The following is a 14788-nucleotide window of genomic DNA, read 5'->3' as shown; positions in this document are numbered from 1 at the left end:
GACGCCGGCATGCGCCGCCAAGCAGACATCTTGCAAATAACCATTCAGGAGCGAGACACCATGGCCAAGATTGTTTGTGTTCTGTACGACGACCCCGTTACCGGATACCCGAAGACCTACGCCCGCGACGATCTGCCGAAGATCGAGTGCTACCCCGACGGTCAGACGCTGCCGACGCCGCGCGCCATCGACTTCCAACCGGGCGCACTGCTCGGCAGCGTGTCGGGCGAGCTGGGCCTGCGCAAGTACCTCGAATCGAACGGTCACCAACTCGTGGTGACGTCGAGCAAGGATGGCGACAACAGCGTGCTCGATCGCGAACTGGCCGATGCCGAAATCGTGATCTCGCAACCGTTCTGGCCCGCTTACATGACGGCCGAGCGCATCAAGCGCGCCAAGAAGCTGAAGATGATCGTGACCGCCGGTATCGGCTCGGATCACACCGATCTTCAGGCAGCGATGGAGCATGGCATCACCGTCGCGGAAGTCACGTATTGCAACAGCAACAGCGTTGCCGAACACGTGATGATGACGACGCTCGCCCTCGTGCGTAACTACCTGCCGTCGTACAACTGGGTGCTCAAGGGCGGCTGGAACATCGCCGATTGCGTCGAGCGTTCGTACGATCTGGAAGGCATGCACGTCGGCACGGTCGCGGCAGGGCGTATCGGCCTGCGGGTACTGCGTCTGATGAAGCCGTTCGGCACGCATCTGCACTACCTCGATCGCCACCGTCTGCCGGAGTCGGTCGAGAAGGAACTGAACCTCACGCACCACACGAGCCTGGAAAGCCTCGCGAAGGCTTGCGACGTGGTTACGCTGAACTGCCCGCTGCACCCGGAAACGGAGCACATGATCAACGCCGACAGCCTGAAGCACTTCAAGCGCGGCGCTTACCTGATCAACACGGCACGCGGCAAGCTGTGCGATCGCGACGCGGTCGCTGCCGCTCTCGAAAGCGGTCAGCTTGCAGGCTACGGCGGTGACGTGTGGTTCCCGCAACCGGCACCGGCCGATCACCCGTGGCGCACCATGCCGCATCACGGCATGACGCCGCACATCTCCGGCACGAGCCTCTCGGCGCAAACGCGTTACGCTGCCGGGACGCGCGAAATCCTGGAGTGCTATTTCGAGAATCGTCCGATCCGCAACGAGTATCTGATCGTGCAGGGCGGCAAGCTCGCCGGCGTGGGCGCGCACTCGTACAGTGCGGGTAACGCCACGGGCGGCTCGGAAGAAGCGGCGCGCTTCAAGAAGTCTGCCTAACCTTGTGCAGTTTTGTAGTTCTCTTCTTGCTGTTCCTGTTGTACCCGCCGGGTCGTCGGTCCGACGTCCGGCGGGGTTTTACCTCCTCGTGCAACATCGCGATCTCAAGCCGGCCATCTCATCGATGCGCCGGTTTTTTTTCGTGAGGCAGCTCGCGATATCGCAATGCGGGGCGCTCAGGCGGGGCGCTTCGGAATGTCCAGCCCGCGAATCACGGCCGGGCGGGCGACGAACGCCCCCAGCGCACGCTGCACATGCTTGAACTGATCGAAGCCGATCAGTTCGCCGGCTTCATAGAAGCCGACGAGATTGCGGATCCACGGGAACGTGGCGATGTCAGCAATCGTGTACTCGTCGCCCATGATCCACTGATGATCGGCCAGACGCGCATCGAGCACGGCGAGCAGACGCTTCGATTCGGCAACGTAGCGGTCGCGCGGACGCTTGTCTTCGTACTCCTTGCCGGCGAACTTGTGGAAGAAGCCCAGTTGCCCGAACATCGGGCCGACGCCGCCCATCTGGAACATCACCCATTGCAGCGTTTCGTAGCGCGCGGCCGGATCGACGGGCAGCAGCTTGCCGGTCTTCTCGGCGAGGTACCAGAGAATGGCGCCCGACTCGAACAGCGGCAGCGGCTTGCCGCCGGGGCCGTTCGGATCGAGGATCGCGGGAATCTTGTTGTTGGGGTTGAGCGACAGGAATTCCGACGAGAGTTGGTCGTCGGTCTGAAAGCTCACGAGATGGACTTCGTAAGGCAGCCCGATTTCTTCGAGCATGATCGACACCTTCACGCCGTTGGGCGTGGGCAGCGAATACAGTTGCAGACGTTCCGGATGCGCAGCAGGCCACTTGCGCGTGATCGGAAACTGGGACAATTCGGCGGACTGATCGGACATGGGGATCGACGCATTCGTGTAAGCGGCCAACCACGCCGCGGGACGCCCAATATAACGCCAAGCGCCCGGACGTGCTGACGAGTCGATCGGGCCGGTCATCGTATCCGCCTTCGTCCGATTTTTCGCAGCGGCGCCGGGGCCGAACGCGTGGTCGCCGCTCCCGTGTGGAACATCAGGGTGCCTTTCATGACAGACGTGAGCGAGGTTTCGTGAATGTCACTCATTTGCGCGTCAAAAATTCTCACCTTGCAACTGCGCTCACCGACGCCTTAAATTGAAAGCCTTCGCCGCCGTGCGAAGTCCTGTCACACTGGCCGGCCGTTGGTTTTGCTGCGATTTGGGCTGAGCGGCCGAGTTTCCCGCCGCTGTCTCTCGCCGTCATTTCATGCAGTAATTTCACGCAGTAATTTCAATTACGCCGCGCTGTCAGTCGTGTCGTGACGTGGCATCCCCCGCCTTCACCGGCGCCACGTCGCGACCCCTCGCTATCGTTCTTAGGTTCTTAGGTTTCGCAGGTTCTATCGCGCATCGCGCAAGGATGACACCATGAGCACGTTCAAGACGAAGGATGGCACCTCGATTTTCTACAAGGACTGGGGCAGTGGCCGCCCGGTCGTGTTCTCCCACGGCTGGCCGCTCAGCGCCGACGCCTGGGACGCCCAGATGCTGTTCCTGGTTCAGCACGGTTTTCGCGTGATCGCGCACGACCGTCGTGGTCACGGCCGTTCCGACCAGCCGGGCACCGGCAACGACATGGACACTTACGCCGACGACCTCGCGGCACTCGTCGAGCATCTCGATCTGAAGGACGCCACGTTCATCGGTCACTCCACGGGGGGCGGCGAAGTTGCGCACTACCTCGGACGTCATGGCACGAAGCGTGCCGCACAGGCCGTGCTCATCGGCGCCGTGCCGCCCGTCATGGTCAAGTCGGACAAGAACCCCGGCGGCCTGCCCATCGCGGTATTCGACGAAATTCGCACGAACGTCGCCGCCAATCGCTCGCAGTTCTACAAGGATCTGGCGGTGCCGTTCTACGGCTACAACCGTCCGAACGCCAAGCAGTCGCAAGGCGTGATCGATGCGTTCTGGTTGCAGGGGATGTGGGGTTCGCACCTCGGCCAGTATCTGTGCGTCAAGGAATTCTCCGAGGTGGATTACACCGAGGATCTGAAGAAGATCGACGTGCCGACGCTGGTGCTGCACGGCGACGACGACCAGATCGTGCCCATCGACGATTCGGGCAAGCTCACGGCGCAGATCGTCAAGAACGCCACGTTGAAGATCTATCCGGGCGGCGCGCATGGCATGTGCACGGTCGAAGCGGACAAGGTGAATGCCGATCTGCTGGCGTTCCTGCGCAAGGCGTCGTGAAGCGTCGGCGTGCATGACGGATGATGCATGACGCATAAAAAAGGGACGGCAGTTGCCGTCCCTTTTTCGTCAGCGTTCGATCGGCGTTCCGGCGAAGCCCCGGTCATTGACCGGGATTCAACCGCTCCCGGCGATCCTCAGCCGTTCAGCACCTTGGCGATGCTCTCTGCCACCACGGCAACGTTGCTCTCGTTCAGACCGGCCACGCACATACGGCCCGAGCGGATGAGGTAGACGCCATGGGTTTCGCGCAGCACATCGACCTGTGCAGCCGTCAGACCCGTGTACGTGAACATGCCGCGCTGTTCCAGATAACGCGTGAGCATGTTGTCCGGCACGTGACCGCGCAGACCTTCATGGATAGCGCCGCGCATGCGGGTGATGCGCTGGCACATCGCCGAGAGTTCGTCTTCCCACGACTTGCGCAGCTCCGGCGTGCTGAGCACCTTCGCGACGATCTTCGCGCCATGCGTCGGCGGGTTGCTGTAGTTCGAGCGCACGGCGCTCGTCAGTTGACCCAGCACACGGTCAGCCGCTTCCGACGATTCGCAGATGACCGACAGGCCGCCGCAACGCTCGCCGTACAGCGAGAAGTTCTTCGAGAACGAATTGGCGACGAAAGCCGGCAGACCCTGACGCGCCAGTTCGCGAATCACGAACGCATCGGCGTCGATGCCCGAACCGAAGCCCTGATACGCCATGTCGACGAAGGGCAGCAGTTCGCGCTGCTTGATCACTTCGATCAGTTGCACCCATTGGGCGTCGTTCAGGTCGACACCGGTCGGGTTGTGGCAGCACGCGTGCAGCAACACCACGCTGCGTGCCGGCAGCTTGTCGATGGCGTCGACCATCGCTTCGAATTGCAGGCCACCGGTGGCTTCGTCGTAATACGGGTACGTATTCACGGTGAAACCGGCGCGCTCGAAGATGAAGCGGTGGTTGTCCCACGTCGGATCGCTCACCCACACCTGCGAATCCGGGAAGTAGCGCTTGATGAAGTCGGCGCCGACCTTGAGTGCACCCGAGCCGCCGAGCGTCTGCACGGTGGCGATGCTGCCGTTCTTGCGCGCCGGCGAATCTTCACCGAACACCAGACCTTGCACGGCGTCGCGATAGTTGGCGAAACCGGCCATCGGCAGATACGGCTTCGGACCGACTTCGGCCAGCAGCAGAGCCTCGGCCTGACGGACCGCATTCATGACCGGCAGACGTCCGGCGTCGTCGTAATAGATGCCGATGCTCAGGTTGACCTTGTTGGTACGCGGATCCTTCGCGAAGTTTTCGTTCAGCGAGAGGATCGGGTCACCGGGATAGGCATCGATGTGTTCGAACATGGCAGTTCCTGAAAAAACGAAAGAAAGTCGGTGATGCGGGCGCATGAGCGCCGGGCCAGCCCTCGCCCGAGCGCGGTGCCGGTCATGGACTGCGGCGGACGTCGGGCGCAGTCTGGCGTCCGGCGTCGTCGGTTGCCTCAAACGACTGATGATACCGCTAGTGCGGCACTGCCGGGTGCGCTCCGGGCGGCAGACGCCCGGAGCGGCATGGGGTGACGCGTTGACCGATATTTAACGCGTTGCGCTGACCGGAACCGGGGCGGCGCTGTTTTTCTGACGCAGGCGGTACCCGATGCCCAGCGCGACCAGCCACACCGGAATCAGATAGACGGACAGGCGCAGATCGGGGATCAGGTACATCACGACCAGAATCCCGGCGAGGAACGCGAGGCAAAGGTAGTTCGTGAGCGGATAACCGAGACTCTTGAAGACCGTGGTCTGCCCGGCGCGCGCCTTGGCACGGCGAAACGCGAGGTGAATCACGCTGATCATCGCCCAGTTGATGATGAGGGCCGAGACGACCAGCCCCATCAGCAGTTCGAACGCCTTGCCCGGCATGAAGTAGTTGATCACCACGCACACGGCAGTCGCGGCGGCGGACACGCCGAGCGCGGCCAGCGGAATGCCTCGGGAATTGACCTTGAGCAGCGCGCGCGGCGCATTGCCCTGACCGGCCAGACCGTAAAGCATGCGGCTGTTGCAGTACACGCCGCTGTTGTAGACGGACAGGGCGGCGGTGAGCACCACGGCGTTGAGCACGTGCGCGACGAAGTTGCTGTTCAGCTCATGGAAGATCAGCACGAACGGGCTGCCGCCGGTCACGACTTTCTCCCACGGATACAGCGAGAGCAGCACACCGAGCGCGCCCACGTAGAAGATCAGAATGCGGTAGATGACCTGATTGGTGGCGCGCGGAATGGTGCGCGACGGATCGTCTGCTTCCGCAGCCGTAATGCCGACCAGTTCGAGCCCGCCGAAGGAGAACATGATGACGGCCATCGCCATCACGAGGCCGGACACGCCATTCGGGAAGAAGCCGCCGTGTTGCCACAGGTTGGCGACGCTCGCTTCGGGGCCGGCGTTGCCGGAGAAGAGCAGGTAGCCGCCGAACCCGATCATGCCGACGATGGCGGCGACCTTGATGATGGCGAACCAGAACTCCATCTCGCCGTACGACTTCACGCTCGAGAGATTGATGGCGTTGATGATGCCGAAGCACACGAGTGCCGAGACCCACGTGGGAATTGCGGGCCACCAGTACTGCACGTAAATGCCGACGGCGGAGAGTTCTGCCATCGAGACCAGCACGTAAAGCACCCAGTAGTTCCATCCGGACACGAAGCCCGCGAACTGACCGCAATACTTGTTGGCGAAGTAACTGAATGAACCGGCGACGGGTTCGTCGACGACCATTTCGCCGAGCTGTCGCATGATGAAGAAGGCGACGATGCCGGCGATGGCGTAGCCCAACAGAACGGAGGGGCCGGCGGTTTTGATGGTTTGGGCGATGCCGAGAAAGAGGCCGGTGCCGATCGCGCCACCTAGCGCGATCAATTGGATGTGACGATTCTTCAGGCCGCGGTGAAGCGAGCCGTCTTGTGCTGCATTGGCGGACATGTTGTTCCTTACCCTATCGTTACCCTGCGGCGCGGTGCTTTGCGCAGTGCTCTATTTCGTTCGGTCGGAACGAACCGGCACCGTTGAGCCGCCACGGCGCGGCGCTTATGACGCCGTCACCGTGTCCTTTGGGATCGTCCGCTCAATGGCGTGTGCGGACGATCACGTCTCCCCCGGAACTCAGACCTTGAGCGTGCCGCGTTCGATCTGGTCGCGTTCGAGCGATTCGAACAGCGCCTTGAAGTTGCCTTCGCCGAACCCGTCGTCGCCTTCGCGTTGAATGAATTCGAAGAACACCGGGCCGAGCAACGTCTTCGAGAAGATTTGCAGCAGCAGACGCGGCTTGCCGTTTTCGGTCGTGCCGTCGAGCAGAATGCCGCGCGCCTTGAGCTCGCCAACCGGCTGACCATGACCCGGGAGACGGGTCTCGAGCGCATCGTAGTAGAAGTCGTTCGGTGCGGTCATGAGGTCGACGCCTGCCATTTGCAGGTTGTCGATGACCTGGATCAGATTGTCGGTGAGGAAGGCGATGTGCTGAATGCCTTCGCCGTTGAAGGCCATCAGGAATTCTTCGATCTGGCCGCTGCCCTTGGCCGATTCCTCGTTCAGGGGAATGCGGATTTTACCATCGGGCGCCGTCATCGCCTTGGACGCCAGGCCCGTGTATTCGCCCGAAATGTCGAAGTAACGGATCTCACGGAAGTTGAACAGCTTCTCGTAGAAGTTGGCCCAGTAGCTCATGCGGCCACGATAGACGTTGTGCGTCAGGTGGTCGATGAGGCGCAGGCCGTGACCGACCGGGTGACGGTCGACACCTTCGAGGTATTCGAAATCGATGTCATAGATCGACTTGCCTTCTTCGAAGCGGTCGATCAGATACAGCGGCGCGCCGCCGATGCCCTTGATGGCGGGCAGACGCAGTTCCATCGGCCCTGTCTCGATCTCGACGGGCTGCGCGCCGAGTTCCAGCGCACGGGCGTAGGCCTTGTGCGAGTCTTTGACACGGAATGCCATGCCGCAGGCGCTCGGGCCATGTTCGGCCGCGAAGTAGGCCGCTTCGCTGTTCGGCTCGCGGTTCACGATGAAGTTGACTTCGCCCTGACGGTACAGCAGCACGTCCTTCGAGCGGTGCCGCGCGATGAGCGAGAAGCCCATCTGTTCGAAAATCGGTTCGAGGACATTCGGCGTGGGGGAGGCGAATTCCACGAATTCGAAGCCCATCAGTTGCATCGGGTTGTCAAACAGGTCGGCCATGATCGTCTCGGCTGGGTGAAGTGATTTGCAGGGATGACGGTTGATTGGACGCACGCCCCGGCCGAAGATCATTTTCCGGCCGCTGCCAACGACGTGCGAAGGAGAAACAAAATTGTGTATATCTGACCGATGGGTCGGGATATGGCAATTCGTTCGTTCCGGGTATCGGAACCCTTGCGGCCTATGGCTTCGTGCGTGACTTTGCGTCATTTCATGAGGGGCAGTGTAAGTGCGTCGGGACAAAATAGGATTTCGTAACTGCGCTAGGGAAACCCTAGGTTATGCACTAATATTTCTGCAATTGCCTTCGTTGGGAAATAAAAGTGCGTGACATTGAGATAGACCGGATTGACGTACGCTTGTTGGGGATATTGCAGTCCCACGGGCGGATTTCGAATCTCGAACTGGCCGAGGCGATCAAGCTGTCGCCGGCGCAGACGCTGCGCCGTCATCGCCGTCTCGAGGAACTGGGTGTGATCAAGGGGTATGACGCCCGGCTCGACGCACAGCGCCTCGGGCTCAGCGTGGTCGCCTTCGTTCACGTGACGATGGAGCGCGGCCATATCCGCGATCTGTCGAACTTCAAGGGGCTGGTCGCGGAGCTGGCGCAGATTCAGGAGTGCTTTTCCGTGACGGGCGACATCGACTACGTGCTCAAGGTCGTGGCCCGCGATCTGAAGGCGCTGTCGGACTTCCTGCTCGATACGCTCATGCGCATTCCCGGTGTAAGTGCTGTGAAGTCGAGCGTCTGTCTCGATGAAATCAAATGCACCTCGGCCGTGCCGCTGGAGGCGCGGTGAGGTGATGTCGAGGGAGGAGGCGACACATCATGGTTGACAGCGTCCGAAAATCTGTGATCTCATGTGCCACATGATCACCGCGCAATTCTCCCTCTCGCTACGACTACTAGCCCGCTCCACCGGGCTTGGTCCGTTGCTGCGCGCGTGCATCGTCTGAATTCCTCACTGAAGCACCGCTGATTTTCCCCAGTTACGCCGACCTGAGCCCCGGTTCATCCAACCGGAGGTCGTAGCTTATCTGCGTCTGTGCGTCGTCCGGTTGACACTTTTGCTGACAATCGAGACACCGCCATGTTGAAGAACCCTGCTACGAAGTACCGTCCGTTCACCCCGGTCAACATCCCCGACCGACAGTGGCCGAGCCGCACCATCACGCGTGCCCCGATCTGGATGAGCACCGATCTGCGCGACGGCAATCAGGCGCTCTTCGAGCCGATGGACGCACAGCGCAAGATGCGCATGTTCAAGACGCTCGTGGCGATCGGTTTCAAGGAAATCGAAGTGGCGTTCCCGTCGGCCTCCGACACCGATTTCAACTTCGTGCGTGAGCTGATCGAAGGCGGTCACATCCCCGACGACGTCACTATCGAAGTGCTCACGCAAGCCCGCGACGACCTCATCGAGCGTACGTTCGCCGCCCTCAAGGGCGCCCCGCGCGCCATCGTCCACCTCTACAACGCCACCGCCCCGGAATTCCGTCGCATCGTGTTCAACCTCGACCAGCCGGGCGTGAAGGCCCTGGCCGTGTCGGCGGCGACGACGATCAAGCGCTGTGCCGACGCCGCACCGGAAACGCAATGGACGTTGCAGTACAGCCCGGAGACATTCACGGGCACCGAACTCGAATTCGCCAAGGAAGTTTGCGACGCCGTCTTCGACGTATGGCAGCCGACGCCCGAGCGCAAGAGCATCGTCAACTTGCCCGCGACCGTCGAAATCGGCACGCCGAACTACTATGCCGACCAGATCGAGTGGATGCACCGCAACCTCGCGCGTCGCGATTCGCTGATTCTCTCCGTGCACCCGCACAACGACCGCGGCACGGCCGTGGCCGCCGCCGAGCTGGCCGTGATGGCCGGTGCTGATCGCATCGAAGGTTGCCTGTTCGGCAACGGCGAGCGCACCGGTAACGTCGACCTCGTCACGCTCGGCCTGAATCTGTACACGCAAGGTGTCGACCCGGGCCTCGACTTCTCGAACATCAACGAGATTGCCCGCACGTCGGAAGAATGCACGCAACTGCCGGTGCACCCGCGTCATCCGTATGTCGGCGACCTCGTGTTCACCGCGTTCTCGGGTTCGCATCAGGACGCCATCAAGAAGGGCTTCGCCGTGCAGAAGCCGGACGCCATCTGGGAAGTCCCGTATCTGCCCATCGACCCGAGCGACCTCGGCCGCACGTACGACTCGATCATTCGCGTGAACAGCCAGTCGGGCAAGGGCGGTATCGCCTACTTGCTGGAGCAGGCCTATGGCGTGCAGATGCCGCGTCGCCTGCAAGTCGACTTCAGCTCGGCAGTGCAGCGTCACACCGATGAGACGGGCGCGGAAGTGAGCGCCTCGCAGATCTGGGAACTGTTCCAGAGCGAGTACGTGTCGGCGAGCGAGCCGGTCGCGTACGTCGGTCACACGCTCTCGGAGCGCGACGGTCGTCAGCACATCGCCGTGACGATCGACATCCACGGTCAGCGCACGACGGTGTCGGGCGCCGGCAATGGTCCGCTCGACGCGCTGATGAACGCCATGCGCACTCCGGTTCGCGTGCAGCACTACGAGGAACGTGCGCTGACGCAAGGTGCCGATGCACGCGCCATCGCGATTGCGGAAATGTCGGGGGAAACCATCGTGGGCAGCGCTTTCGGCGTGGGCATCGATGTCAATCTGACGACGGCCTCGATTCGCGCCGTGATCAGCGGCATCAACCGTGCTTACGATCGTAGCGATGCCGAGGCAAAAGCCAAGTTCTTCGACGCAGTGATGCGCGACGTCGCGAAGGCCGTCTGAGCCGCGCGAACGTCAGAGAACGACAGGAAGGACTGGAGGAGACTCAGCTTGAAGGAGACATAGGGCAGAAACGTCCCCCCGGCACTGATCGTGCGGAGGGGACGTCGGGAGCGGCGTGGCGAGACTTACCGGATCTCGCGTGCGCTCCCGGCCCTGAAGCATCGGCGGTGAGGTTGTCTTACACCGCTTCGATGGCGATAGCGATGCCCTGGCCGACCCCAATGCACATCGTACACAGCGCGAAGCGTCCACCCGTGCGCTTCAACTGATACATCGCCGTCGTGACCAGACGTGCGCCGCTCATGCCGAGCGGATGGCCCAGCGCAATGGCGCCACCGTTCGGATTGACGCGCAGATCGTCGTCGGCCACACCGAGTTGTCGCAACACGGCCAGGCCCTGGCTCGCAAACGCTTCGTTGAGTTCGATGACGTCGAACTGATCGAGCGACATACCGAGCCGCGCGAGCAGTTTTTGCGTTGCGGGAGCCGGACCGATGCCCATGATGCGCGGTGCCACCCCTGCCGTCGCCATGCCCAGTACCCGGGCACGCGGCGTCAGGCCGAAGCGCGCCGCACTCGCCTCGTCTGCCAGCAGCAGTGCGCAGGCGCCGTCGTTGACGCCAGAAGCGTTACCGGCGGTCACGGTACCATCAGGGCGTACCACGCCCTTGAGTCTGGCGAGCGCTTCCATGCTCGTCGCACGCGGATGTTCATCGCGATCCACAATGATCGCTTCGCCCTTCTTCTGGGCGATGGACACCGGCGTGATTTCCTCGGCCAGCGTGCCGTTCGCCTGAGCGCGCGCTGCCTTCTCCTGCGAGCGCACCGCAAAGCGATCCTGATCTTCACGACTGATGCCGAAGTCGGTCGCCACGTTCTCGCCCGTCTCGGGCATCGAATCCACACCGTACTGCGCCTTCATCAGCGGATTGACGAAACGCCAGCCGATGGTCGTGTCGTAAATCTCCGCCTGACGCGAAAACGCGCTTGCCGCCTTGCCCATCACGAACGGGGCACGGCTCATGCTCTCCACGCCGCCGGCGATCATCAGGCCCGCTTCGCCCGCCTTGATCGCGCGTGCCGCCGTGCCGATGGCGTCCATCCCCGAGCCGCACAGGCGGTTGATCGTCGCGCCCGGCACGTCTTGCGGCAGACCCGCCAGCAGCGACGACATGCGCGCAACGTTACGGTTGTCTTCACCGGCCTGATTGGCGCAGCCGTAGATCACGTCGGCCACTTGTGTCCAGTCGACGTTGGCGTTGCGCGCCATGAGCGCCTTGAGGGGGATGGCGCCGAGATCGTCGGCACGCACCGACGACAGCGCGCCGCCGTAGCGACCGATGGGGGTGCGGATTGCGTCGCAGATAAAGACTTCGCTCATTTGTTTACCTCATTAAGTAGCGCCACACCGCTCAGGCGTTGCAGTTCGTCGAACGACAGTCCCTCGACCATGTCGATGACACGCAGTCCATCGGATGTCACGTCGATCACCGCGAGGTCGGTGTAGATGCGCGTCACGCATCCCACACCCGTGAGCGGATACGTGCACTGCTCGACGATCTTGCTTTCGCCTTGCTTGGTCTGATGTTCCATCATCACGAAGACCTGCTTGGCACCGCTCGCGAGGTCCATCGCGCCGCCGACGGCCGGAATCGCATCGGGTGCGCCGGTGTGCCAGTTGGCGAGGTCGCCGGTCTTCGAGACCTGGAACGCGCCGAGCACGCAGAAGTCGAGGTGGCCGCCGCGCATCATCGCGAACGAGTCGGCGTGGTGGAAGAACGCGCCGCCCGGTTTGAGCGTGACGGGTTGCTTGCCGGCGTTGATGAGGTCTTCGTCTTCTTCGCCCTTGGCGGGGGCCGGGCCCATGCCGATCACGCCGTTTTCGCTCTGGAGAATGATCTCCTTCTCGGCGGGCAGATGATTGGCGACGGCCGTGGGCAGGCCGATGCCGAGGTTCACATAAGCGCCGTCCGGAATGTCCTGGGCAACGCGGGCGGCCATCTGGTCGCGGGTCAGTCGGTTCATGTCTTGCTCCGGTTCAGATGGGGATCAGGCGCGCGCAGCGCCCGGCACCGCGACGACGCGCTGCACGAAGATGCCAGGCGTGACCACGGCTTCCGGATCGAGGTCGCCGAGTTCGACGACTTCGTCCACCTGAACGATGGCGCACTTGGCTGCCGTGGCCATGATCGGGCCGAAGTTGCGGGCGGTCTTGCGATACACGAGGTTGCCCCAGCGGTCGCCCTTGAGCGCCTTGATGAGTGCGAAGTCGGCGTGAATCGGCGATTCGAGTACGTACGACTTGCCGTCGATCACGCGCGTTTCCTTGCCTTCGGCCAGCAGCGTGCCGAAGCCGGTCGGGGTGAAGAAGCCGCCGATGCCGGCGCCGGCCGCGCGAATGCGCTCGGCGAGGTTGCCCTGCGGCACCAGTTCCAGCTCGATCTTGCCCGAGCGGTAAAGACCGTCGAACACCTGCGAGTCGGTCTGACGCGGGAACGAACAGATGATCTTGCGCACGCGTCCGGCCTTGAGGAGTGCGGCCAGACCGGTCTCACCGTTACCGGCGTTGTTATTGACGATGGTCAGCTCGCGCGCGCCCTGTTCGATCAGGGCGTCGATGAGGGCCGACGGCATCCCGGCGTTACCGAAGCCGCCAATCATGATCGTCGCGCCGTCGTGAACGCCCGCGACCGCGCTGGCGAGCGAGTCGTAAATCTTGTTGATCACACGTGCCTCCTGGGCAATTCCATCATTTCCATGGGCTCGCGGGCGGATACCCGCGCCCCTGCTGGCTGTCTCCCGGGCGATGGCGTCTTGTCCGGCGGCATCGTTCGGTTCACAATGTTCTTATAGCGAACAAATATTCGCTATAAGAACAGCGTAAGCGTTCCCTTGTCGGGCGTCAAGCGAGGGGCGTCCCGAAGTCCGGGGGATGTGCACGCTGTGAGATTGCCTGTCTCGTGCGGTAGAACAGGCGACGCAAATCCTTTACGCTTGCCGTTCACGCGACGATTGCCAACCCTCTGATACATGACCTCTGCCACGACCGGCCCTGCCGACCCCAACGAACCGACCGACCCGACTGACAAGAAGCCGGGGGACTCCTACGTGCAGTCGTTTGCGCGCGGGCTGGCCGTGGTCAAGGCGTTCAATGCGGCACGTCCGGCGCAGACGCTCTCGGAGGTGGCACAAGCCTCCGGTCTCACGCGCGCCGGTGCGCGTCGCATTCTGCTTACGCTTGAAGCACTGGGTTATGTGCGTAGCGAAGGGCGGCTGTTCCGCCTCACGCCGCGTATCCTCGACCTCGGTTTCTCGTACCTGACGTCGATGCCGCTGTGGAATCTGGCCGAACCGTTCATGGAAGCACTGGTGCAGCAGGTGCAGGAGAGCAGTTCGGCCTCGGTGCTCGATGGCGACGACATCGTCTATGTATTGCGTGTGCCGGTGCGCAAGGTCATGTCGATCAACCTGTCGATCGGCAGTCGTCTGCCGGCGTGGTGCACGTCGATGGGACGCGTGATGCTCTCGGCGCTGCCCGACGCCGAACTCGATGCCGTGCTGCGTCGCGCCGAACTACGTCAGCACACCGGGCGCACCGTCACGGACATCGACACGCTGCGCGCGCGCATCCTCGACGTGCGCGCGAAGGGATGGGCGCTGGTCGATCAGGAACTGGAGGAAGGGCTGATTTCGATCGCCGCGCCGATCCGCAATCGTGCCGGTCAGGTGATCGCGGCAATGAACGTGAGCGGTCAGGCCAACCGGACGTCGGCCGCCGAGATGGAAGCGAAGTTTCTTGCGCCGCTGCAACAAGCTGCGCAGAAAATTTCGCAGATGGTGGTGGTGTAACGGGCGTCAGAGAGACGACACAGACAATACCAACGACGCCAGCGACACCAACAAAAAGGGGCACTCCATGTGGAGCGCCCCTTTTGCTTTGCCGACGTATCGGACGGCGAGTCGCCGACGGCTTACTGCGCAGCGGTGTCCCGCTGACCGAGCGCCCCGGCGCGTGCGAGACGTAGCGCTGAGAGCAGTGTGTCGTGGTCGCCGACCTGATTGGCGAGCAACAGAATCAGTTGGGCGTTGGCGGCCTGACTCTGTGCATCGTCGAGATCGCGATGCATGTCGATCAGCGCTTCGTAAAAATCGTCGGGGCGCGTCAGACGCGGTTGGGTATCCAGTGCCATGAAGTGTCTCCTTCCTGCCAAATGCTTGCGATTTGTCGTGTGATCTGTCGCGT

At 62.4% G+C, this 14788-nt stretch carries 13 protein-coding genes; 5 read left to right on the top strand and 8 right to left on the bottom strand.

The window, feature by feature from the left end; translation table 11 throughout:
- The first annotated feature begins 60 nt into the window (after positions 1 to 60).
- Positions 61 to 1266, top strand: coding sequence for an NAD-dependent formate dehydrogenase (locus A9762_RS00995; RefSeq protein ID WP_069340173.1), 1206 nt, complete (start codon positions 61 to 63; stop codon positions 1264 to 1266).
- A gap of 176 nt (positions 1267 to 1442) precedes the next feature.
- On the opposite strand, the gene A9762_RS00990 is transcribed toward A9762_RS00995, so the two are convergent.
- Positions 1443 to 2162 (bottom strand): glutathione S-transferase N-terminal domain-containing protein, encoded by a 720-nt coding sequence (locus tag A9762_RS00990; RefSeq protein WP_069340441.1) that lies wholly within the window; start codon positions 2160 to 2162, stop codon positions 1443 to 1445.
- Positions 2163 to 2708: 546 nt separating this feature from the next.
- Here A9762_RS00990 and A9762_RS00985 point away from each other — a divergent pair.
- The gene (locus tag A9762_RS00985) at positions 2709 to 3536 is read left to right on the top strand and encodes an alpha/beta fold hydrolase (RefSeq protein ID WP_069340172.1); all 828 of its coding nucleotides are present in this window, start codon (positions 2709 to 2711) and stop codon (positions 3534 to 3536) included.
- Between the two features lie 137 nt (positions 3537 to 3673).
- Here A9762_RS00985 and A9762_RS00980 read toward each other — a convergent pair whose 3' ends face one another.
- From A9762_RS00980 to hppD, 3 genes are all read right to left on the bottom strand, one after another.
- Positions 3674 to 4870 (bottom strand): amino acid aminotransferase, encoded by a 1197-nt coding sequence (locus A9762_RS00980; RefSeq protein WP_069340171.1) that lies wholly within the window; start codon positions 4868 to 4870, stop codon positions 3674 to 3676.
- Positions 4871 to 5101: 231 nt separating this feature from the next.
- Positions 5102 to 6487 carry an amino acid permease gene (locus tag A9762_RS00975; protein WP_069340170.1) on the bottom strand — a complete coding sequence of 462 codons (1386 nt, stop codon included), beginning with the start codon at positions 6485 to 6487 and terminating at the stop codon, positions 5102 to 5104.
- 180 nt (positions 6488 to 6667) lie between these two features.
- Complete coding sequence (gene hppD, locus A9762_RS00970) at positions 6668 to 7741, bottom strand: 4-hydroxyphenylpyruvate dioxygenase (RefSeq protein WP_069340440.1); 1074 nt, start codon at positions 7739 to 7741, stop codon at positions 6668 to 6670.
- Positions 7742 to 8064: 323 nt separating this feature from the next.
- Here hppD and A9762_RS00965 point away from each other — a divergent pair, with 323 nt between their 5' ends.
- Both A9762_RS00965 and leuA read left to right on the top strand, forming a co-directional pair.
- The gene (locus tag A9762_RS00965; protein ID WP_069340169.1) at positions 8065 to 8541 is read left to right on the top strand and encodes an Lrp/AsnC family transcriptional regulator; all 477 of its coding nucleotides are present in this window, start codon (positions 8065 to 8067) and stop codon (positions 8539 to 8541) included.
- Positions 8542 to 8832: 291 nt separating this feature from the next.
- The gene (leuA, locus tag A9762_RS00960; RefSeq protein WP_069340168.1) at positions 8833 to 10545 is read left to right on the top strand and encodes a 2-isopropylmalate synthase; all 1713 of its coding nucleotides are present in this window, start codon (positions 8833 to 8835) and stop codon (positions 10543 to 10545) included.
- Positions 10546 to 10723: 178 nt separating this feature from the next.
- On the opposite strand, the gene pcaF is transcribed toward leuA, so the two are convergent.
- The 3 genes from pcaF to A9762_RS00945 are packed head-to-tail and all read right to left on the bottom strand — an operon-like array spanning position 10724 to position 13272.
- Entirely contained in the window at positions 10724 to 11926 is a 1203-nt protein-coding gene (gene pcaF, locus A9762_RS00955) for a 3-oxoadipyl-CoA thiolase (protein ID WP_069340167.1), read from the bottom strand.
- A complete protein-coding gene (locus A9762_RS00950) occupies positions 11923 to 12570 on the bottom strand; it encodes a 3-oxoacid CoA-transferase subunit B (RefSeq protein ID WP_069340166.1) in 648 nt (215 codons plus the stop codon). Before A9762_RS00950 ends, pcaF begins: the two co-directional genes overlap by 4 nt.
- Positions 12571 to 12594: 24 nt before the next feature.
- A complete protein-coding gene (locus A9762_RS00945) occupies positions 12595 to 13272 on the bottom strand; it encodes a 3-oxoacid CoA-transferase subunit A (protein ID WP_069340165.1) in 678 nt (225 codons plus the stop codon).
- Between the two features lie 303 nt (positions 13273 to 13575).
- On the opposite strand from A9762_RS00945, the gene A9762_RS00940 reads away from it, so the two are divergent.
- Complete coding sequence (locus A9762_RS00940) at positions 13576 to 14394, top strand: IclR family transcriptional regulator (RefSeq protein ID WP_069340164.1); 819 nt, start codon at positions 13576 to 13578, stop codon at positions 14392 to 14394.
- Positions 14395 to 14516: 122 nt separating this feature from the next.
- On the opposite strand, the gene A9762_RS00935 is transcribed toward A9762_RS00940, so the two are convergent.
- Positions 14517 to 14735 (bottom strand): DUF2783 domain-containing protein, encoded by a 219-nt coding sequence (locus tag A9762_RS00935; protein WP_069340163.1) that lies wholly within the window; start codon positions 14733 to 14735, stop codon positions 14517 to 14519.
- Positions 14736 to 14788: the final 53 nt, after the last annotated feature.

It is taken from the genome of Pandoraea sp. ISTKB, assembly GCF_001721285.1.
Classification (GTDB): Bacteria; Pseudomonadota; Gammaproteobacteria; order Burkholderiales; family Burkholderiaceae; genus Pandoraea; species Pandoraea capi.
The sequence above is the reverse complement of the archived record's forward strand: the minus strand, read 5'-3'. Positions and strand labels throughout refer to the sequence as shown.

Bases quoted from the DNA above. Each gene is read 5' to 3' on its own strand.
- A9762_RS00995 (WP_069340173.1), top strand. From the start codon at position 61: ATGGCCAAGATTGTTTGTGTTCTGTACGACGACCCCGTTACCGGATAC.
- A9762_RS00990 (WP_069340441.1), bottom strand. From the start codon at position 2,162: ATGTCCGATCAGTCCGCCGAATTGTCCCAGTTTCCGATCACGCGCAAG.
- A9762_RS00985 (WP_069340172.1), top strand. From the start codon at position 2,709: ATGAGCACGTTCAAGACGAAGGATGGCACCTCGATTTTCTACAAGGAC.
- A9762_RS00980 (WP_069340171.1), bottom strand. From the start codon at position 4,870: ATGTTCGAACACATCGATGCCTATCCCGGTGACCCGATCCTCTCGCTG.
- A9762_RS00975 (WP_069340170.1), bottom strand. From the start codon at position 6,487: ATGTCCGCCAATGCAGCACAAGACGGCTCGCTTCACCGCGGCCTGAAG.
- hppD (WP_069340440.1), bottom strand. From the start codon at position 7,741: ATGGCCGACCTGTTTGACAACCCGATGCAACTGATGGGCTTCGAATTC.
- leuA (WP_069340168.1), top strand. From the start codon at position 8,833: ATGTTGAAGAACCCTGCTACGAAGTACCGTCCGTTCACCCCGGTCAAC.
- pcaF (WP_069340167.1), bottom strand. From the start codon at position 11,926: ATGAGCGAAGTCTTTATCTGCGACGCAATCCGCACCCCCATCGGTCGC.
- A9762_RS00950 (WP_069340166.1), bottom strand. From the start codon at position 12,570: ATGAACCGACTGACCCGCGACCAGATGGCCGCCCGCGTTGCCCAGGAC.
- A9762_RS00940 (WP_069340164.1), top strand. From the start codon at position 13,576: ATGACCTCTGCCACGACCGGCCCTGCCGACCCCAACGAACCGACCGAC.
- A9762_RS00935 (WP_069340163.1), bottom strand. From the start codon at position 14,735: ATGGCACTGGATACCCAACCGCGTCTGACGCGCCCCGACGATTTTTAC.